This window comes from Streptomyces sp. 351MFTsu5.1, from assembly GCF_000383655.1.
Taxonomy (GTDB): domain Bacteria; phylum Actinomycetota; class Actinomycetes; order Streptomycetales; family Streptomycetaceae; genus Streptomyces; species Streptomyces griseorubiginosus.
Genome location: NZ_KB911791.1, coordinates 188,922 through 208,472, shown reverse-complemented (window position 1 = coordinate 208,472; position 19,551 = coordinate 188,922). Strand labels below are relative to the sequence as shown.

At 72.5% G+C, this 19,551-nt stretch carries 18 protein-coding genes and 1 rRNA gene; 14 read left to right on the top strand and 5 right to left on the bottom strand.

The features are described 5' to 3' along the window. Positions 1–2: 2 nt before the first annotated feature. From rrf to H295_RS47600, 4 genes are all read left to right on the top strand, one after another. A 5S ribosomal RNA gene (rrf, locus tag H295_RS0132120) occupies positions 3–119 on the top strand. A gap of 157 nt (positions 120–276) precedes the next feature. Beyond that, positions 277–720, top strand: a complete 444-nt coding sequence (locus H295_RS48115; protein ID WP_267974100.1) for a hypothetical protein — start codon at positions 277–279, stop codon at positions 718–720. A 24-nt stretch (positions 721–744) separates the two neighbouring features. Then, entirely contained in the window at positions 745–1,497 is a 753-nt protein-coding gene (locus H295_RS48475; RefSeq protein ID WP_267974099.1) for a hypothetical protein, read from the top strand. Further along, positions 1,497–2,201 (top strand): tetratricopeptide repeat protein, encoded by a 705-nt coding sequence (locus tag H295_RS47600; protein WP_020139452.1) that lies wholly within the window; start codon positions 1,497–1,499, stop codon positions 2,199–2,201. Before H295_RS48475 ends, H295_RS47600 begins: the two co-directional genes overlap by 1 nt. A gap of 59 nt (positions 2,202–2,260) precedes the next feature. On the opposite strand, the gene H295_RS0132105 is transcribed toward H295_RS47600, so the two are convergent. Beyond that, positions 2,261–3,553, bottom strand: coding sequence for a DUF1015 domain-containing protein (locus H295_RS0132105; protein WP_020139451.1), 1,293 nt, complete (start codon positions 3,551–3,553; stop codon positions 2,261–2,263). A gap of 72 nt (positions 3,554–3,625) precedes the next feature. Here H295_RS0132105 and H295_RS0132100 point away from each other — a divergent pair, with 72 nt between their 5' ends. The 4 genes from H295_RS0132100 to H295_RS0132080 all read left to right on the top strand — a co-directional run bounded on the left by H295_RS0132100 (position 3,626) and on the right by H295_RS0132080 (position 7,769). Continuing rightward, positions 3,626–4,654, top strand: a complete 1,029-nt coding sequence (locus H295_RS0132100; protein WP_028809938.1) for an HAD hydrolase-like protein — start codon at positions 3,626–3,628, stop codon at positions 4,652–4,654. Positions 4,655–4,765: 111 nt separating this feature from the next. Beyond that, positions 4,766–5,809, top strand: coding sequence for a FecCD family ABC transporter permease (locus H295_RS0132095; protein WP_028809937.1), 1,044 nt, complete (start codon positions 4,766–4,768; stop codon positions 5,807–5,809). Continuing rightward, positions 5,806–6,843, top strand: a complete 1,038-nt coding sequence (locus tag H295_RS0132090; RefSeq protein WP_020139448.1) for a FecCD family ABC transporter permease — start codon at positions 5,806–5,808, stop codon at positions 6,841–6,843. Before H295_RS0132095 ends, H295_RS0132090 begins: the two co-directional genes overlap by 4 nt. Positions 6,844–6,932: 89 nt before the next feature. Next, positions 6,933–7,769 carry an ABC transporter ATP-binding protein gene (locus H295_RS0132080; RefSeq protein WP_020139446.1) on the top strand — a complete coding sequence of 279 codons (837 nt, stop codon included), beginning with the start codon at positions 6,933–6,935 and terminating at the stop codon, positions 7,767–7,769. Here the strand turns inward: H295_RS0132080 and H295_RS0132075 are convergent. After that, positions 7,753–8,100 (bottom strand): SCP2 sterol-binding domain-containing protein, encoded by a 348-nt coding sequence (locus H295_RS0132075; RefSeq protein WP_020139445.1) that lies wholly within the window; start codon positions 8,098–8,100, stop codon positions 7,753–7,755. The genes H295_RS0132080 and H295_RS0132075 overlap by 17 nt on opposite strands. A 42-nt stretch (positions 8,101–8,142) precedes the next feature. Here H295_RS0132075 and H295_RS0132070 point away from each other — a divergent pair, with 42 nt between their 5' ends. The 5 genes from H295_RS0132070 (at position 8,143) to H295_RS0132050 (ending at position 13,384) form a co-directional block, all read left to right on the top strand. Then, positions 8,143–8,445 (top strand): hypothetical protein, encoded by a 303-nt coding sequence (locus tag H295_RS0132070; protein WP_020139444.1) that lies wholly within the window; start codon positions 8,143–8,145, stop codon positions 8,443–8,445. Between the two features lie 7 nt (positions 8,446–8,452). Next, positions 8,453–9,268, top strand: coding sequence for a TlyA family RNA methyltransferase (locus tag H295_RS0132065; RefSeq protein ID WP_020139443.1), 816 nt, complete (start codon positions 8,453–8,455; stop codon positions 9,266–9,268). After that, a complete protein-coding gene (locus H295_RS0132060; protein WP_020139442.1) occupies positions 9,265–10,170 on the top strand; it encodes an NAD kinase in 906 nt (301 codons plus the stop codon). Before H295_RS0132065 ends, H295_RS0132060 begins: the two co-directional genes overlap by 4 nt. A gap of 161 nt (positions 10,171–10,331) precedes the next feature. After that, the gene (gene recN, locus H295_RS0132055) at positions 10,332–12,050 is read left to right on the top strand and encodes a DNA repair protein RecN (RefSeq protein ID WP_043218283.1); all 1,719 of its coding nucleotides are present in this window, start codon (positions 10,332–10,334) and stop codon (positions 12,048–12,050) included. Between the two features lie 200 nt (positions 12,051–12,250). Then, the gene (locus H295_RS0132050) at positions 12,251–13,384 is read left to right on the top strand and encodes a glycosyltransferase family 4 protein (protein WP_020139440.1); all 1,134 of its coding nucleotides are present in this window, start codon (positions 12,251–12,253) and stop codon (positions 13,382–13,384) included. A gap of 14 nt (positions 13,385–13,398) precedes the next feature. Here H295_RS0132050 and H295_RS0132045 read toward each other — a convergent pair whose 3' ends face one another. Further along, positions 13,399–15,030, bottom strand: a complete 1,632-nt coding sequence (locus H295_RS0132045; RefSeq protein ID WP_020139439.1) for a PucR family transcriptional regulator — start codon at positions 15,028–15,030, stop codon at positions 13,399–13,401. A gap of 54 nt (positions 15,031–15,084) precedes the next feature. On the opposite strand from H295_RS0132045, the gene H295_RS0132040 reads away from it, so the two are divergent. Continuing rightward, positions 15,085–16,041, top strand: a complete 957-nt coding sequence (locus tag H295_RS0132040; protein WP_020139438.1) for an LLM class F420-dependent oxidoreductase — start codon at positions 15,085–15,087, stop codon at positions 16,039–16,041. Here H295_RS0132040 and H295_RS0132035 read toward each other — a convergent pair. Together H295_RS0132035 and H295_RS0132030 are read right to left on the bottom strand one after the other, a co-directional pair. Beyond that, positions 16,028–17,410 (bottom strand): FAD-binding oxidoreductase, encoded by a 1,383-nt coding sequence (locus H295_RS0132035; protein ID WP_020139437.1) that lies wholly within the window; start codon positions 17,408–17,410, stop codon positions 16,028–16,030. The genes H295_RS0132040 and H295_RS0132035 overlap by 14 nt on opposite strands. Before the next feature lie 108 nt (positions 17,411–17,518). Continuing rightward, positions 17,519–19,321, bottom strand: a complete 1,803-nt coding sequence (locus tag H295_RS0132030; RefSeq protein ID WP_020139436.1) for a glycoside hydrolase family 15 protein — start codon at positions 19,319–19,321, stop codon at positions 17,519–17,521. Positions 19,322–19,551: the final 230 nt, after the last annotated feature.

Below are 19,551 nucleotides of genomic sequence, written 5' to 3'. Positions count from 1 at the left end.
GTTTCGGTGGTCATAGCGTGAGGGAAACGCCCGGTTACATTCCGAACCCGGAAGCTAAGCCTTACAGCGCCGATGGTACTGCAGGGGGGACCCTGTGGGAGAGTAGGACACCGCCGAACAATCTTTGGAGGACCCCTGGTCCCAGCGTTCAGCTGGGACCAGGGGTCCTTTTGTTTTTAGAATGCTTGCGGTACCGAAGACAGGAGTCACCCATGTCCACCAACTCTCCCGACGACCGACCGGAGCGCGACCAGCGGCGACGGGACAGTGGTGACCGTGGCGATCGCGGCTACCGAGGTGACCGTGGCGGCTTCCGTCGCGACGGTGACCGACCCGCCTTCCGCCGCGACGACCGCGGTGGCAATGACCGCGGGGGCAGCCACGGCGGTGGTGGCTACGGCCGCCGCGACGACCGACGTGACGACAACCGCGGTGACCGCGACAACCGCGGTGACCGTGGGGATCGCGGTGGCTTCCGTCGGGACGACAACCGCGGCAGCGCCGGCGGTGGCTACGGACGTCGCGACGACCGACGTGATGACCGACGCGATGACCGTCGTGACGGGGACCGTGGGCCTCGCCCCGCGTTCCGCCGTGACGAACGACCGGCCGGACCGCGCCGCGACGACCGTGACCGTGGCGGCTTCCGTCGCGACGGTGACCGTCCCGCCTTCCGCCGCGACGACCGCGGTGACCGGGGCGAGCGGGGCGAGCGCGTAGAGCGCCGGGACGAGAACCGTGGCGGTGGCTACGCACGCCGTGACGACCGCCGCGATGACCGTGACCGTGGTGGCTTCCGTCGGGACGACAACCGTGGTGGCGGCGCCGGCTACGCCCGGCGGGACGACCGCGACCGTGGACCTCGTGGTGATGACCGGGACCGCGGCTTCCGCCGGGACGACCGTGGTGACCGCGGTGACCGTGGGGATCGCGGCGGTTTCCGTCGGGACGACAACCGGGGTGGCAGCGCCGGCGGTGGCTACCCGCGCCGTGACGACCGTCGAGATGACCGCCGTGGCGACGACCGCGGGGACCGCGGTGGTTTCCGTCGCGACAACGACCGGCGCGACGACAACCGTGGCGACCGTGGTGGTTTCCGGCGTGATGACAACCGGGGTGGCGCCGGCTACGGCCGACGTGACGACAGCCGGGGTGGCGACCGCGGTGGCTTCCGGCGCGATGATCGTCGGGACGACCGCAGGGACGACCGCAGGGATGACCGTCGGGACGACCGCGCCGGGCGCGGTGGCGGTGGCCCCCGTAGGGACGACCGTGGCGCGCGGCCCGGTGGGTTCCGTGGGCGGGACGACCGGCGCGGCGGCGACGACCGGCGTGGTGGCGGACGTTTCCGTGACGAGCGTGACCGGGACCGCGAGCCGATCAAGCGGCTTCCGATCCCCGAGGACGTCACGGGCGACGAGATCGACAAGGACGTACGGCAGGAGCTGCAGAGTCTGCCTAAGGGGCTCGCGGAGGATGTCGCCAAGAACCTGGTGATGGTCGCCCGGCTCATCGACGAGGACCCCGAGGGGGCGTACGGCTACTCCAAGGTGGCCCTGCGGCTCGCGTCGCGGGTCGCCGCCGTACGCGAGGCCGCCGGGTTCGCGGCGTACGCCAACCAGAAGTACAGCGAGGCGCTCGCCGAGTTCCGGGCCGCGCGGCGGATGACCGGGAACGTGGAGCTGTGGCCCGTCATGGCCGACTGCGAGCGTGGGCTCGGGCGGCCGGAGAAGGCGCTGGACATGGCCGGGGCGCCCGAGGTGCACAAGCTCGACAAGGCCGGGCAGGTCGAGATGCGGCTCGTCGCCGCCGGTGCCCGGCGTGACATGGGGCAGCTGGACGCGGCCATCGTGACGCTCCAGAGCCCCGAGCTGGCCTCCGCCTCGGTGCAGCCGTGGACCGCGCGACTGCGGTACGCGTACGCCGACGCGCTGCTCGCCGCCGGGCGCGAGGACGAGGCGCGTGAGTGGTTCGCCAAGGCCGTGGAGTCCGACAAGGACGGCAGCACCGACGCCTCGGACCGGCTCGCCGAGATGGACGGGGTCGAGTTCGTGGACGCCTTCGACGAGGACGAGGCCGAGGCCGAGGGCGAAGGGGAGCGCGAGGCCGAGGGCGAGGCTGCGGCCGGGAACGACACCGAGGGTGCCGAGAAGGCCGTGGACGGCGATGTCGACGGCGATGAGGACGACCTCAAGGACTGACGAACACGTGCTTCGATGAGCAAGGGGCGGGATCCTGGTGATCCCGCCCCTTGCTCGTGTCAGACGTCCAGTGCGCGGAGGACCAGGCCCGAGGCCGGTTTCGGGCCGAAGGACGTCGACTTGCGGGGCATGGTGACGCCCTGGCGGGCGAGGTTGCGGACGACCTCTTCGCGGACCGGGTGCATGAGGACCGCGGTGCCTCCGTCGCGTTCCGCCTTCTCGACCGTGGCGGCCGTGTCGTGGATGTAGGCGATGCGGGCGGGGTCGTCCTCGGGGATGTGCCAGACGTGGGCGAGGAGCGTGGCGTGGAGGACCGTCGCGTCCAGGGTGCGCCAGGCGGTGGGGCGGTCCGTGGGGATCGTGCGGGACAGGAGGTCCGGGTCGGGGCGGTCCACGAGGTGGAAGGCGCCGTCACCGGCGAGGAGGAAGGCGTTGCCCGCGCAGGCCGCGTCGGCGAGGGTGTCGAGGGCCTCCGTGAGGCCGACTTCGAGACGGCTGACCCGGAAGAGGCCCTCCAGGGGCGCGAGGGCCTGTGCCACCGGGACGCCGTGCAGGAGGCGGTGGATGGCGCGGACGCGGAGGGGATAGCGGGCCGTGTCGACCAGCAGGACCAGACCGTGGTCCCAGGGGCTGGGGGAGGGGTGCTCCGCGCGTAGACGTCGGTAGGTCGCCCAGCGGTGGTGGCCGTCGGCGATGAGGGCCTGGTGCTGGGCGAGGTCCGACTGGATGCGGGACACCTCGTCCGGGTCGGTGATCGACCACAGGCGGTGGCTGTAGCCGTCCTCGGTGGTGGTAGCGAGGAGTGGGGGCTGCTCGGCCAGGCGCTCGATCACGGTCGTCGTGGCGGACCGCGAGCCGTTGCCGCGGTAGGTGAGGAGCAGGGGCTCCAGGTTCGCCGAGGTGGCGCGCATGAGGGCCGCGCGGTCGGCGACCACATGGGGCATGACGTCCTCGTGTGGCAGGACCACACCCTCCGAGGGCTCCGACAGCCGCAGGGTCCCTATGATTCCGCGCTGGAGCAGGCCGGCGCCGTCGTCCTGCTCGTAGACGTACAGGCCGGGTTCGGGGTCGGCGGCCAGGATGCCTTCGGCGAGCCAGTCGCGCAGGGTGCGGGCCGCCTGGGCGTTGCGCTCGGCCGGCGTCCTCGCCTGCGGGAGGATCAACCGGACGATGTTGTACGGGTCGTTGGACTGGAGCTGGTGCAGGCCGTCGGGGCGGACCACGACGTCGTACGGCGGGGAGGTGACGGCGGCGAGGCTGCCGACCCGGTCGGGGTCGTAGCGCAGGCCTCGGAACGGGGTGAGTTCCAGGCCTCGGCGCGCCGTTGCTTCCGGGTGACCTGCTGTGTTCATCCCGGCATCGTACGGGTGTCAGTGGCATGGGGGATGATCGGGGGAAAGCCGTCGAACCGGGAGCGATACGTAATGAGCCAGCGCGTGAGGACGAAGCCCGAGGGCACCGAGCGGGCCTTGAGCGAGGCGTACGACACCGCGCTGCTCGATCTCGACGGGGTGGTGTACGCGGGCGGGAACGCGATCGCGCATGCCGTCGAGTCGCTCGCCACCGCGCGTGAGGGGGGAATGCACCTCGCCTACGTCACCAACAACGCGCTGCGGACGCCCGACACGGTCGCCGGGCATCTCACCGAGTTGGGGATACCGACCGGGGCCGATGACGTGATCACCTCCGCGCAGGCGGTCGCGCGGCTGATCAGTGAGCAGGTGCCGGCCGGGTCGCGGGTGCTCGTCATCGGGGGCGAGGGGCTGCGGGTGGCCTTGCGGGAGCGGGGTCTTGAGCCGGTCGAGTCTGCGGACGACGATCCGGCCGCCGTGGTGCAGGGCTTCGGGGGGCCGGATCTGCCCTGGGGCCGGTTCGCGGAGGCCAGTTACGCGGTCGCGCGCGGGGTGCCGTGGTTCGCGTCCAACACCGATCTGACGATTCCGAGCGGGCGCGGGATCGCGCCGGGCAACGGGGCCGCGGTCGAGGTCGTGCGGATCGCGACCGGTGCCGAGCCGCAGGTCGCCGGCAAGCCGCTGCCTCCGATGCACCGGGAGACGATCCTGCGGACCGGCGCCGAGCGGCCGTTGGTGGTCGGGGACCGGCTGGACACCGACATCGAGGGGGCGTTCAACGGCGAGGTGGACTCGCTGCTCGTGCTCACCGGTGTCACCGACGGCGCGCAGCTGCTGGCCGCGCCGCCGCAGCACCGGCCGACGTATGTGGACGCGGATCTGCGGGGGATGCTCACCGGCCAGCCCGAGGTCACCGAGGCGGGAGACGGCTTCCGGTGCGGGGGATGGACGGCGACGGCCGGGAAGGAGCGGCTGGAAATCGACGGAGACGGGGAGGCGCTGGACGGTCTGCGGGCGCTGTGCGCGGCGGCCTGGACGGCGGCCGGGGAGGGTGTGTGCGAGCTGGACGGGGGGAAGGCGCTGGCGAGGCTGGGGCTGTGAGCGAGTTCCCGGGCGGCTTTCCCGTGCTGTGAGGCGGCTGCCGAGCTGTGATTCCGGGTACGTTCCGGCCCGGGATCGTGGCTCGTTGGCAGGGTAGGCTAACCTAACCACGTGTTGGTCGACAGTCCTCCCGAACAGCGCGCGGAGACCGCCCCCGCGCCCCCAACCCGCCGGGCGATACGCGTTCTTGGGCTCTTCGTCTCCCTGGCCGTCCTGGTGGCCGTAGGGGTGGCGAGCATCGCGATCGGTGCGAAGGGGCTGTCCGTCGGAGAGGTCTGGCACGGCCTGTTCCACGACACCGGGACCTACGGGGACGTCGTCGTGGCCGACCGGCTCTCGCGGACGGTCCTCGGACTGCTGGCCGGTGCCGCGCTGGGGCTGTCCGGGGCCGTGCTCCAGGCCCTGACCCGCAATCCGCTGGCCGACCCCGGGCTGCTCGGCATCAACGCGGGCGCGTCCGCGGCCGTCGTCACGGCGATCACCTTCTTCGGCGTCACCTCGCTCAGCGGCTATGTGTGGTTCGCCTTCGTCGGTGCGGCGGCGGTCGGCGCGCTGGTCTGGTTCCTCGGCGGCAGCCGGGGCGCCACCCCGGTCCGGCTCGCCCTGGCCGGTACGGCGATCAGCGCGGCCCTGTACGGCTATCTCCAGGCCGTGATGATCACCGACGACCAGGCGCTCAACAAGATGCGCTTCTGGACGGTCGGTTCGCTGTCCTCGGCGAGCACCTCGACCATCCTCCAGGTGCTGCCGTTCCTCGCGGCCGGCTCGCTCCTCGCCCTCTCGCTGGCCCGCCCGCTCAACGCGATGGAGATGGGCGACGACACCGCCAAGGCCCTCGGCGCCAACCTCAACCGCACCCGGGCGCTGGCCATGCTGGCCGCGACCGTGCTGTGCGGGGCGGCCACGGCGGCCTGCGGACCGATCGTGTTCGTCGGCCTGATGGTCCCGCACGTCGTGCGCTCCTTCACCGGCCCCGACCTGCGCTGGATCCTGCCGTACGCGACCGTCCTGTCGCCCGTGCTGCTGCTCGGCTCCGACGTGATCGGCCGGGTCGTCGCCCGGCCCGCGGAGCTCCAGGTCGGGATCGTCACCGCGCTCATCGGCGGGCCGGTCTTCATCTTTCTGGTACGACGGCGAAGGACGGCCCAACTGTGAGGACCAACCGTGCCCTCAGGACCCCCGGCGGGCTCTCGGTCCGGCTGGACGTGCGGGCCACCGTCGTCGTCGCCCTGATCCTGCTCGCCGCGCTCACCGCGAGCGTCGTGCTGATCGGCACCGGTGACTACCCGATCCCGGCCGGGGACGTGCTCAGGACGCTGTTCGGGCACGGCAACGCCGGGCAGGAGTTCATCGTCAACGAGCTGCGGCTGCCCAGGGTGCTCGTGGGGCTCCTGGTCGGGGCCTCGCTCGGGCTCGGCGGGGCGCTGTTCCAGGCCATCTCCCGCAACCCGCTCGGCAGCCCGGACGTACTCGGGCTCAGCCAGGGGGCGACGGCCGGGGCGCTCACCATGATCGTGCTGTTCTCCGGGAGCGCGGGGCAGGTGACCACGGGTGCGCTCGTGGGTGGTCTCGTGACCGGGTTCGCCATCTATCTGCTCGCCTGGCGGCGGGGTATGCACGGTTATCGACTGGTCCTGGTCGGTATCGGTGTCTCCGCGATCGTCACCGCGATCAACGGCTATCTGCTGACCAGGTCCACGCTCACCGAGGCGTCCCAGGCGGTCGTCTGGATGACCGGCTCGCTCAGCGGCCGTGACTGGACGCAGGTGTGGCCGCTGCTGTGGCTGTGCGCCGTCCTCGTGCCGCTCGTCCTCGTCAACGGGCGCGGCCTCAGGATGATGGAGATGGGCGACGACGTCTCCAATGCCCTGGGCGTGCGCGTGGAGCGCGTACGGCTGCTGCTGCTCGTCGCCGCCGTCCTGCTCACCGCCGCCGCCACCGCGGCCGCCGGTCCGGTCAGCTTCGTCGCGCTCACCGCCCCGCAGCTGGCCCGCCGCCTCACCCGCTCGCCCGGCCCCAACCTGCTGCCGTCCCTGTGCATGGGCGCCACCCTCCTGGTCACGGCGGACTGGACCTCGCAGAAGGTCTTCGGCGCCGACCAGCTGCCCGTCGGGGTGGTCACCGGAGTTCTGGGCGGCGTGTACCTGCTGTGGCTGCTGGTCACCGAGCGCAGGGCGGGCCGGATATGAACACGCCGAGCACGCCGAGCACGCCGAACACCCCGAGCACGCCGAACACCCCAATCACCCCAAGCACTCCGAGGAGCACAAGGAGCACCGTGAACCGCCTGTCCGCCGACGCCGTCACTCTCGCCTACGACCAGCGGGTCATCGCCGAGCAGCTGTCGGTGGAGATACCCGACAACTCCTTCACGGTGATCGTCGGCCCCAACGCCTGCGGCAAGTCCACGCTCCTGCGCGCCCTGTCGCGGATGCTGAAGCCGAGCCAGGGCAAGGTGCTGCTCGACGGGCAGGTCATCCAGTCGATGCCGGCGAAGAAGGTCGCCCGCACCCTGGGCCTGCTTCCGCAGTCGTCGATCGCGCCGGACGGGATCACCGTCGCCGACCTCGTCGGCCGCGGCCGCTACCCGCACCAGGGCATCCTGCGCCAGTGGTCCACCGAGGACGAGCGGGTCGTCCAGGAGTCCATGCGGCAGACCGGGGTCGCCGAGCTCGCCGAGCGGTACGTCGACGAGCTGTCGGGCGGTCAGCGGCAGCGGGTGTGGATCGCCATGGCCCTCGCCCAGCAGACCCCGCTGCTGCTCCTCGACGAGCCGACCACCTACCTCGACATCCAGCACCAGATCGACGTCCTCGACCTCTGCGCGGAGCTGCACGAGGAGCAGGGCCGCACGTTGGTCGCGGTCCTGCACGACCTCAACCACGCGGCCCGCTACGCCACGCACCTGATCGCGCTCAAGGGCGGGAAGGTCATCGCCGAGGGCGCCCCGAACGACATCGTCACGGCCGAGCTGGTCGAGGAGGTGTTCGGGCTGCGCTGCCAGGTCATCGACGACCCGGAGACGGGGACACCGTTGGTGGTGCCGGCCGCGCGGAAGGCACGCGCGCGCGTGGAGGCCGGCAGCGGCAGGGCGGGCGCTACAGAAGCTTTCTGAGCTGGAACAGGTCCCTCAGGCCCGCCTCCAGCTTCACCCGGCCCGAGCCCCAGGCCTTCGCGAAGTTCAGCTCGCCGTTCACGAGGGCCACCAGGTCGTCGCCGGACATCGTCAGCCGGATCTGCGCCTTCTCCTTCGGAGGGCCCTGCACGGTGTCGTGCACCACGATCCGGCCGCCCGTCATCCGGCCGACGAAGGTGACGTCGAGATCAGTGATGCGGCAGCTCACCGAGCGGTCCATGGACGCCGCCGTGGCGACATCACCTTCGGCGTTGCCCATGTTGTCGGAGAGCTTCTCGAGTGCGGCGCGGCACTCCTCGATCGTGGCCATCGCGATCGACGGTACCCCAACGGTTCGAGGTAGCGTCTGGGCATGAACGACGTGGTTCCAGAGCCTTCACAAGAGGTCCCGGTCGAACCCGACCACGACCCGGCCGCCCCCGCCCCCCTGCACGTGCCCCGCACCCCCACCGGCAACGCCGAGGTCGACGCCGGTCTGGAGCGGCTCGGCGACGCCGACCACCTCGCCACGAACGGCCACATCGAGGTGTACGAGGATGTACACCGGGGGCTGCGCGACGCGCTGACCGCGCTCGACGTGCGCCCGGGACCTCCGGCGCCCTCGCCGTCGTACGACCAGAGGGCGCCCTCACCCTCGTATGGCACTAGGAGCTGAACCGAACGTGGCAGGAGTCGCACGCCGTCGGCTGGACGCGGAGCTGGTCCGGCGGAAGCTCGCGCGCTCGCGCGAGCACGCCAGCCAGCTGATCGCGGCGGGGCGGGTCACCGTCGGCAAGACCGTCGCGACCAAGCCCGCCACCCAGGTGGAGACCGCGGCCGCGATCGTGGTGCAGAGCGATGACGGCGATCCCGACTACGTGTCCCGGGGTGGGCACAAGCTCGCGGGTGCCCTTCAGGCGTTCGTGCCGCAGGGGCTGGTCGTCGAGGGGCGGCGGGCGCTGGACGCCGGCGCCTCCACCGGCGGCTTCACCGATGTGCTGCTCCGGGCCGGGGCCGCGCACGTGGTCGCCGTCGACGTCGGATACGGCCAACTCGCGTGGTCTCTCCAGAGCGATGAACGCGTCACCGTCAAGGACCGTACGAACGTACGCGAGTTGACGCTCGAAGCGATCGATGGGGAACCAGTGGATCTTGTCGTGGGGGATCTGTCCTTCATCCCGCTCGGACTGGTACTGCCCGCCCTGGTGCGGTGCGTGAAGCCGGACGCCGATCTGGTGATGATGGTGAAACCGCAGTTCGAGGTGGGGAAGGAACGGCTGGGCAGCGGGGGAGTCGTACGGAGCACGCAGCTGCGGGCGGAGGCCGTGCGGGGAGTGGCCGCGAAGGCGGCGGAACTCGGGCTCGGGGTGAACGGGGTCACGGCCAGTCCGCTGCCCGGGCCCTCGGGCAATGTCGAATACTTTCTGTGGCTGCGTGCCGGGGCGCCCGCCCTGGACCCGGCCGATGTCGACCGTGCAGTTGCGGAGGGGCCGCGTTGAGCCAGAACCGAGCTCGTACTGTTTTCCTGCTCGCCCACACCGGGCGGCCCGCGGCCATTCGCAGTGCCGAGCTCGTGGTGAAGGGGCTGCTGCGCTCCGACATCGGCGTGCGCGTCCTGGAGTACGAGGCCGCCGACCTGCCGCTGCCGCCCGAGGTGGAGCTCGTCAAGGAGGCGACACCGCAGTGCCTCGAAGGGTGCGAGCTGCTCATCGTGCTGGGCGGTGACGGGACGCTGCTGCGGGGCGCCGAGTTCGCCCGGGCGTCCGGGGTGCCGATGCTGGGCGTCAACCTGGGCAGCGTCGGGTTCCTCGCGGAGGCCGAGCGGGACGATCTCGACAAGGTTGTCGACCGGGTGGTGAGCAAGGCGTACGAGGTCGAGGAGCGGATGACCGTCGATGTCGTCGTTCACCGGAACGGGGACATCGTCCACACCGACTGGGCGCTCAACGAGGCCGCCGTGCAGAAGGCGGGCGCGGAGAAGCTCCTCGAGGTCGTGCTGGAGATCGACGGACGGCCGGTGACCGGGTTCGGGTGTGACGGGATCGTGCTGTCCACGCCCACCGGGTCCACGGCGTACGCGTTCTCTGCCGGTGGGCCTGTGGTGTGGCCCGAGGTGGAGGCGCTGTTGATGGTGCCGATCTCCGCGCACGCGTTGTTCGCGAAGCCGTTGGTTACCTCGCCGAACTCTGTGCTTGCCGTGGAGTTGTTGCCGCACATTCCTCCGGGGGTGTTGTGGTGTGACGGGCGGCGGACGTTCGAGTTGCCCCCGGGGGCTCGGGTGGAGGTGCGGCGGGGGGCTGTGCCGGTGCGGCTGGCTCGGCTGCATCATGCTTCGTTCACGGATCGGCTTGTGGCGAAGTTCGCGTTGCCCGTCTCTGGGTGGCGGGGGGCGCCTCACTAGCCATCTGCGGGGGCTGGTTGCGGAGCGTTGGCGAGTGCAGGTGGTTCGTGGTTGCTCGCGCAGTTCCCCGCGCCCCTAAAAGCCTGACACTCGCCCGAGTGACAAGGGCACCTCGCACTCGCCCGCCCCGACCTCGTAAGGTCTTCACCGTGCTGGAAGAGATGCGGATACGGTCGCTCGGAGTCATCGATGACGCTGTCGTCGAGCTGTCGCCCGGGTTCACCGCTGTCACCGGTGAGACGGGTGCGGGCAAGACCATGGTGGTCACCAGCCTGGGGCTGCTGCTCGGGGGGCGGGCTGACGCTGCGCTCGTGCGGATCGGGGCCGAGAAGGCGGTCGTGGAGGGGCGGATCACCGTGTCCGCCGGGGACTCCGTCGTCGTACGGGCCGAGGAGGCCGGGGCGGAGCTCGACGACGGGGCGCTGCTGATCAGCCGTACCGTTTCCGCCGAAGGGCGGTCCCGGGCGCATCTGGGCGGGCGGTCGGTGCCCGTGGGGGTGCTGGCTGAGCTCGCCGACGAACTGGTCGCCGTGCACGGCCAGACCGATCAGCAGGGGCTGCTCAAGCTGAACCGGCAGCGGCAGGCCCTCGACCGGTACGCCGGTGACGCGGTCGCCGTGCCGCTGGCCAAGTACACCGAGGCCTACCGGCGGCTGCGGGCCGTCACCGTCGAGCTCGACGAGATCGTCACCCGCGCGCGTGAGCGGGCCCAGGAAGCCGACCTGCTGCGCTTCGGGCTGGACGAGATCGCCGCTGTGGAGCCGCGGGCCGGGGAGGACGTGGAGCTCGCGGAGGAGGCGGAGCGGCTCGGGCACGCCGAGGCCCTGTCGTCCGCCGCCACGGCCGCTCATGCCGCCCTCGCGGGCAATCCGGAGGACCCCGAGGGCATCGACGCGGCGACCCTCGTGGCAGGCGCGCAGCGGGCCCTGGAAGCCGTACGGTCGCACGACCCCGCCCTCTCCGCGCTCGCCGACCGGCTCGGGGAGATCGGGATCCTGCTGGGCGATGTGGCCGGGGAGCTGGCCGGGTACGCCGACGACCTGGACGCCGATCCGCTGCGGCTGTCCGCCGTCGAGGAGCGGCGGGCCGCGCTCACCGCGCTGACGCGGAAGTACGGCGAGGACGTGGCCGCTGTGATCACGTGGGCCGAGCAGAGTGCCGCGCGGCTCACCGAGCTCGACGGCGACGACGAGCGGATCGACGAGCTGACCGCCGAGCGGGACGCGCTCAGGGCCGAACTGGGCGGGCTGGCGCAGGCGCTGACGGACGCGCGGACGGAGGCCGCCGAGAGGTTTGCCGCCGCGGTGACGGCAGAGCTGGCCTCGCTGGCGATGCCCCACGCGCGCGTGTCCTTCGCCATCCGGCAGACCGAGGACCCCGAGGGCGTGGAGGTCGACGGACGTCCGGTCGCCTACGGGCCGGCCGGTGTCGACGAGGTCGAGCTGCTGCTCGCCCCGCACCCGGGTGCCCCGCCGCGGCCCATCGCCAAGGGCGCGTCCGGCGGTGAGCTCTCGCGCGTGATGCTGGCCGTGGAGGTCGTGTTCGCGGGGACCGACCCCGTGCCGACGTACCTCTTCGACGAGGTCGACGCCGGTGTGGGCGGCAAGGCGGCGGTCGAGATCGGGCGGCGCCTCGCGCGGCTCGCGAAGACCGCACAGGTCGTCGTGGTGACCCACCTCCCGCAGGTCGCGGCCTTCGCCGACCGGCAACTGCTGGTCGAGAAGACCAACGACGGGTCGGTCACCCGCTCCGGTGTGAAGGTGCTGGAGGGCGAGGAGCGGGTGCGGGAGCTGTCCCGGATGCTCGCCGGCCAGGAGGACTCCGAGACGGCCCGGGCGCACGCGGAGGAGTTGCTGGCGACGGCTCGCGCGGACGCCTGAACGGATGGCTCACTCGTATGAGTGACGCCGACTCGCCGTGCCCACCCGTGCCCCGCCCTTCGCATTCACGGAACACCCGTACGTCCTGGCATCCTTGGCAGAGAACCCATCACGCGTAGGAAGCGCGCGGTACACCCCCCGCTCGACACTTCTGTACGTTTCCTCGTGACCGCACGACCCGAACCAGGAGCCCCGGCCACGTGATCCCCGTGAGCAGCCACTCACCGCACGGCCAGTCCTCGCTGCGCACCGTGCAGGTGCTGGGCGGCGGCAACGCCGGCAGCAGCGCGCATGTGCGCTCACTGACCTCGGGGCTCGTCGCGCGGGGCGTGCGGGTCACGGTGTGCGCCCCCGCCGAGGCGGATCGCACCTACGACTTCACCGGGGCCGGTGCCGAACACGTGCACGTACCGCGCAGCAGCGACCCCACCTCCGTGGCCGTGCTGCGGGCGGCCTGCTCGGACGCGGACCTGGTGCACGCCCACGGACTGCATGCCTCGTTCCGCGCGGTGCTGGCGCTCAGCGGGCGGCGCACCCCGCTCGTCGTCACCTGGCACGACCGGGCGTACGCGGAAGGCGCCCGGGCCCATTTCGTGCGCCTCCTGGAACGGCGGGTCGTGAAGGCCGCCGCCGTGGTCCTCGGATCCACCTCGGCGCTCGTGGACCGGGCCCGCAGGACCGGCGCCCGGGACGCCCGGCTCGCCGCCGTGGCGCTGCCCGGGCCGCGCGGGGCCCTCGAACAGGAGGACCCCGACCGGCTACGGCCCAAGCTCCGGGCCGAACTCGGGGCCACCGGGCGCCCCTTGCTGGTCGCGGTCGGCGCCCTGGAGCGGCACAAGGGCTACGAGACGCTCCTGGACGCCGCCCGGGCGTGGCGTCGGCTCGACCCCGTGCCGCTGGTCGTGGTCGCCGGGGAGGGGGCGCTGCGGACGGTCCTCCAGAGCCGTATCGAGGACGAGGAGTTGCCCGTCCGGCTCATCGGACGCCGTGACGACACCGCCGAGTTGCTCGCCGCCGCCGACCTCGCGCTGCTGCCCAGCCGACTGGAGGCGCGCTCCGTGCTCGCCCAGGAGGCCTTCCACGCGCGCGTGCCGCTGGTCGCCACCGCGGTCGGCGGCATCCCCGAACTCGTCGGCGACGCGGCCGAACTCGTCCCGTACGGCGACCCGGAGGCGCTCGCCGAGGCCGTCGTACGGCTGCTCGGGGACCCCGAGCGGCAGGAGCTGCTGCGCGAGCGGGGGACGCGGCAGGCGGCGACCTGGCCCACCGAGGACCAGACCGTCGCGCAAGTGCTCAGCGTCTACGACGAGTTGACGCAGCCCCGGCCCATCTGAGAGCCGAACGGGCGCTACGGCACGTGCCGGCGTGCCCGGAGCGCCAGGCTCAACGCCAGGACCGTCTGCGGGTCGTCGAGGTCCGTGCCGAGCAACTCCCCGATGCGGGCCAGGCGGTTGTAGAGGGTCTGCCGGTTGAGATGGAGTTCGCGGGCCGTCTCCGCCTTGCGGCCCGCGTGCGCGAGGTAGGTCTGGAGGGTGGGCAGCAGGGGCGGCTTGGAGCGGTCGTCGTGGGCGCGCAGGGGGCCGATGGCCCGGTCCACGAAGGCCGCCAGGTCCGGGTGGTCGCGCAGCCGCCACAGCAGCAGGTCGATGTCGAGGCGTCGGGCGTCGTACCAGGGGCGGTCCGGCAGGCCCTGGGCCGCCGTCGCCGTCTCCGCCGCGTGCCGCAGGCCCGCCGAGGCCGCCGTCCAGCTGCCCGCCGCGGCGACCACCACCACGGGCGGCTGGGCGCCCGGCCGCCGCATCCCGGCCCGCTCCAGGCCCGCCCGCAGCGCCGCCGCGACCTTGTCCGCCACCGCCGGCCGCTCCGACTCCGCGCGCAGCCCGAGCAGGACCAGGACCCGGCCCTCCACGGGCCGTACGCCGAGCAGGACCGGCACACCGACCGAGGCCAGCTCCTCGGAGACCGCGCGGGCCAGTGCCGTCCAGCCGCCGCCCGAGGAGCCCAGGTGCATCACCACGGGGAGCAGCGGGCCGCCGCCCGGCCTGAAGCCCAGCACGCGCGCCTGCGCGGGGGCGTCCTCGGTGGTGATCCGGCCCTCCGCGAGATCGGTCAGGAAGTCGCCGCGCCCGCGGGCCGCCAGCTCCTCCTCCTGGCGGGCCTGCATCAGGACGACGGCCAGGATGCCCGCGGCCCGTTCCGCCGCCATCCGGTGCACCGGGCCCATCGGCCCCCGCACGGGCAGCAGCACCAGCCGCGCCCGCACGGACCCGGTGCCGGGCCCGCCCCCGGGCACGTCCACGAGGACCGATCCGGCCGGTGGGGTGTCCTTGTGCTGGCCGCGCAGCCCCTCCCACACCTGGAGCGGGTCGGCGCCCTCCGGCCCGGCCCCTGCGGCGTACAGGAGCCTGCCGTCGGTCGTCTCCAGGAAGACCGGGTTGCCGCCGAAGTCGGACAGGATGCCGAGGACCTGCGGCACACCGCCGCCGCCCAGCAGGGCCTCCGTGCAGCGCCGGTGCACCTCCTCCGCCCGCTGGAGCAGGGCGTAGTGGCCGTTGACGATCTCGGTGTGGATCTCCTCGGTGACCGTCACGAACGGCACCTCGCGGTGCAGCTGGACGAGCGGCAGGCCGGTCGCGCGGGCCGTGTCGACGAGGGCCGCGGGGAGCCGGGTGAACCGCGGGCCCAGCTCCACGACCAGGGCCGCGATACCGCGCTCGGCCAAGGTGCGCACGAACGCGCGCTGCTCGGCGGGCCGGGTGCCGAGTCCGTAGCCGGTGGTCAGCAGCAGCTCCCCGCCCTTCAGCAGGGAGGCGATGTTCGGCACCTCGCCCGCGTGCACCCAGCGCACGCTCCGGTGCAGCCGGTCCGCGCCCGCGAGGATCTCCGGGAGCCCGCTGCGCAGCCCGGGCAGCTCCAGCGCGCGCTGCACGGTGATCCCGGCGCCCTGGGTGTCGAATCCGCTGTTCGTAGCGCTGTCCATGAGCCGGACGCTACCCGAGGCATGCGGGCGGGAGGGTGGGGTAGCGGCCGGGGCATGGACTTCAGCGTGGTGGCCGTGGCACGGGAGGACGGCACTCCGGTCGAGGAGCCGATGCGGGTAGCGGTGACCGCCGACCGGCTCGGGTACCGGGAGGTGTGGGCGGGGGAGGGCCCGACATGGGACTCCTTCGTCCTCGCGGCCGCGATCGGGCGGGCCACCGAGCGGGTCGCCCTGACGGCAGGACCGGTCCCGGTGTCCGTGCGCGACCCGTACACCACGGCCCGGGGCGCCGCCTCCGTCGCGGCCCTCGTCGGGCGGCCGGTCGGGGTGGCCCTGGGCACCTCCAGCAAGCGGGTCGTGGAGGGCGTGCACGACCGGCCGAGGACACGGCCCGCCGCCGTACTGGAGGAGCACGCGGCAGCCGTACGACGGTTCCTGCACGCTTCTCCGGGGGAGCCGGTCGTGCCCGGCAGCCCCTTCCGCCGCCGTCTGCCGCCGCCCGGAGGGCCGCTCACGGTGGCCGCGTTCGGGCCCCGCGCGATCACCACGGCCGCCGCGCACGCCGATCGCATGCTGCTGGACGTGGTCGCGCCGGAGCAGGTGCGGGCGCTGCGGGCGGAACTGGACGCGGCGGCGCGGAAGGCGGGCCGTACGGCGCCCATCCTCGCCGCGTGGCTGCCGGCCGCCGTCGATCCCGGGCCGGAGTCCGTCGCACAGGTGCTCGGGAGCATCGCCGGGTACCTCACCGTGCCGGGGTACAGCGAGGTGTTCGCCGAGGCCGGGTTCGGGGACGCCGTGGACCTCGCCGCGGGCGGGGCCGACCGGGAGACGCTGGTGCGGGCCCTGCCCGCGGCGGCCGCGGGCACGGTGGGACTGGTCGGCGACCCGGACGCCGTACGCGCGCGGGTCGAGGCCTACGCCGAGGCCGGTCTTGACGAGATCGCCCTGGTGCCGGCCACGGCGGGGGACCCGGGCGGTGAGCGGACGCTGACCGCGCTCAGGCCGGCCTGATGTTGTGGTTGAAGCGGAACACGTTGTCCGGGTCGTAGCGGCGCTTCACCTCGGCCAGGCGGCGGGCGTTCTCGGCGCCCACGCCCGCGGTGACCCGGTCCGCGCCCTCGTCGCCGATGAAGTTGAGGTAGATGTCACCCGTGCTCCACGGCTGCGCGTCCGCGCGGACGTCACGGACCCACTGGATGCCCCGCGCGTCGTCCGCCGGGTCCTCCCACATCGCGAACGGGTGCACGGCCCAGGGCGCGTCACGGTAGGGCACCGGGTACTCGTGCGGCCCCTGGGCGATCGCTCCGCCCAGCGGGAAGAGCACGTGGATGGTGCCGGTCGGCACCGGCATGGACTCGGCGCGGGCGCAGAACAGGTCCACGTACGGGTCGGGTATGCCCGTCAGGTACTCCGCCGACCAGTAGTTCCGCATCCCCGGCGGATCGTCGATCATGCACTGCACGTCCGCGTACGGCATCGCCCCGACGACCTCCGTCTCGTGCGGGAGCGCCAGCAGCGGCTCGGCCACCTTCCGCATGTCCTGCTCGGGACCGGCGTACGTGAGCAGGACGCCGCACAGGAGGCTGCCGACCAGGTGCGGCGGGACGAACTCCTCGGGCGGGCCGGTGAGATAGATGATGCCGCCGCTCGCCTCGTCGGGCGCGTGGGCCATCAGCTCGCGGTAGGTGCGCACCACCTCGGGGCCGAACTCCGGGAGGTACAGCAGCAGCGCGATGGAGAACTCCGGCAGCGGGTGGAGCTTGAGGGTGATCCCGGTCGCGACGCCGAAGTTGCCGCCGCCGCCGTGCAGGGCCCAGAACAGCTCCGGGTGCTCGTCGGCGCTCGCGTGGACGCGCTCGCCGTCCGCGGTGACCAGATCCACCCCGAGCAGGTTGTCGACGGCCAGCCCGCACCAGCGGTCCAGCCAGCCCGAGCCGCCGCCCAGGACGAAGCCGCCGACGCCGGTGGTCGAGGCGCGGCCCCCGGTGGTGGCGAGAGCGTGGGGCTCGCAGGCACGGTCCAGGTTGCTCATGGTGGCGCCGCCCGCGACCCGTACCGCCCGGGCGACCGGATCGACGGTGACCGCGCGCATGTGCCGCAGATCGACGACCAGGCCCCCGTCGTTGACGGCCATGCCCGCCACGCTGTGCCCGCCGCCGCGCACCGCGATCGGCAGGTCCAGGTCACGGCCGAAGCGCACGGCCCGTACGACGTCGTCCTCGCTCACGCACTGCGCGATCACCGCGGGCCTGCGGTCGATCATCGCGTTGAACACGGTCCGGGCCTCGTCGTAACCCGGATCCGAAGGGGCGAACACGTCGCCGACCAGATCCTCGCGCAGCGCGGCGACGGCCGCGCTCGCCTTGGACGGGGATGCCATGGGGCGCCCCCTTTCGTGCAGGGGCTGTTGGTCTCCCAGCCTAGGCGCGCTCCGGCCGGCGGTCCTGTTCAGGCGCCGGCCGTCACGGCCTCGTAAGAACTCGCGCGGTCAGCCGCCGTAGGCGCCCGACGCCGTCAGCCGCAGGGCGGTGTCGATGAGCGGGACGTGGCTGAAGGCCTGGGGGAAGTTGCCGACCTGGCGCTTGAGACGCGGGTCCCATTCCTCGGCGAGCAGACCGAGGTCGTTGCGCAGGGAGAGCAGCTTCTCGAAGAGCTTCCTCGCCTCGTCCACCCGGCCGATCATCGCGAGGTCGTCCGCCATCCAGAACGAGCAGGCCAGGAAGGCCCCTTCGTCGCCGGGGAGGCCGTCGACGTTCTCGTCGCCGCTGGAGGTCGGGTAGCGCAGGATGAAGCCGTCCGGGGTGGACAGCTCGCGCTGGATGGCCTCGATGGTGCCGATCACGCGCTTGTCGTCGGGCGGCAGGAAGCCCATCTGCGGGATGAGGAGCAGACTCGCGTCCAGCTCCTTCGAGCCGTACGACTGCGTGAAGGTGTTGCGCTCCTTGTCGTAGCCCTTCTCGCACACGTCCCGGTGGATGTCGTCGCGCAGGTCGCGCCACTTCTCCAGCGGGCCGTCCGCGTCACCGGACTCGATGAGCTTGATGGTGCGGTCCACCGCGACCCAGGCCATCACCTTGGAGTGCACGAAGTGCCGGCGCGGCCCGCGCACCTCCCAGATGCCCTCGTCGGGCTCGTTCCAGTGGTCCTCCAGGTAGCGGATCAGCTTGAGCTGGAGGATGGAGGCGTAGTCGTTGCGGGCCAGGCCGGTCATGTGGCCCAGGTGCAGGGCCTCGGTGACCTCGCCGTAGACGTCCAGCTGGAGCTGGTGCGCGGCGCCGTTGCCGACCCGGACCGGGGCGGAGTTCTCGTAGCCGGGCAGCCAGTCCAGCTCGGCCTCGCCCAGCTCGCGCTCGCCCGCGATGCCGTACATGATCTGGAGATTCTCCGGGTCGCCGGCGACGGCCCGCAGCAGCCACTCGCGCCAGGCGCGGGCCTCCTCGCGGTAACCGGTGCGCAGCAGCGAGGACAGGGTGATGGCCGCGTCCCGCAGCCAGGTGTAGCGGTAGTCCCAGTTGCGGACGCCGCCGATGTCCTCCGGCAGCGAGGTGGTGGGGGCCGCCACGATGCCGCCCGTGGGGGCGTACGTCAGCGCCTTCAGGGTGATCAGCGAGCGGACGACGGCCTCGCGGTACGGGCCGTGGTACGTGCAGTGCTCGACCCACTCGCGCCAGAAGTCCTCGGTCGCCTCCAGGGACTGCTCCGGCTCCGGCAGCGGCGGCGGCTGCTTGTGCGAGGGCTCCCAGGAGATGGTGAAGGCGATCCGGTCGCCCGGGGCGACGGTGAAGTCCGAGTACGTGGTCAGGGACTTGCCGTAGGTCTCGCAGTCGGTGTCGAACCACACCGAGTCCGGGCCCGCCACGGCGACCGTGCGGCCCTCGTGCTTGTGGACCCAGGGCACGACCCGGCCGTAGGAGAAACGCATCCGGAGGGCCGAGCGCATGGGCACGCGGCCCGAGACGCCCTCCACGATCCGGATCAGCTGGGGGGCGCCGTCACGTGGGGGCATGAAGTCGGTCACCCTGACCGTGCCGCGTGAGGTGTCCCACTCCGATTCCAGGATCAGGGAGTCACCGCGGTAGGTGCGCCGGGCCGCGGTGGGGGGCTCGGCGTCGGCCGCGTGCGCGGGGCCGAGCCGCCAGAAGCCGTGTTCCTCGGTGCCCAGCAGGCCGGCGAAGATGGCATGCGAGTCGAAGCGGGGCAGGCACAGCCAGTCCACTGTGCCGTCCCGGCAGACCAGGGCAGCGGTCTGCATGTCTCCGATGAGTGCGTAGTCTTCGATGCGCCCGGCCACGTGCAACTCCAGTCGAACGGCCACGTCACCCCCTGAAGGAAAGGGGGCTGTCGCTTGGTGCGGTCAAGGGGGTCGTTGTAATGCGTCGTTGAGCGGTGAAGCAAAACAGTCATGCCGCTGTGAGGCAAAACGACAACTGTCGCCCAACGAACTGACGAGCTCTCGTTGTTCCGGCTCTTACGGGTGGGGGTGGTCCCGTGTTTCCGGCCGGGCTCGGCAGCGAGTGTCCG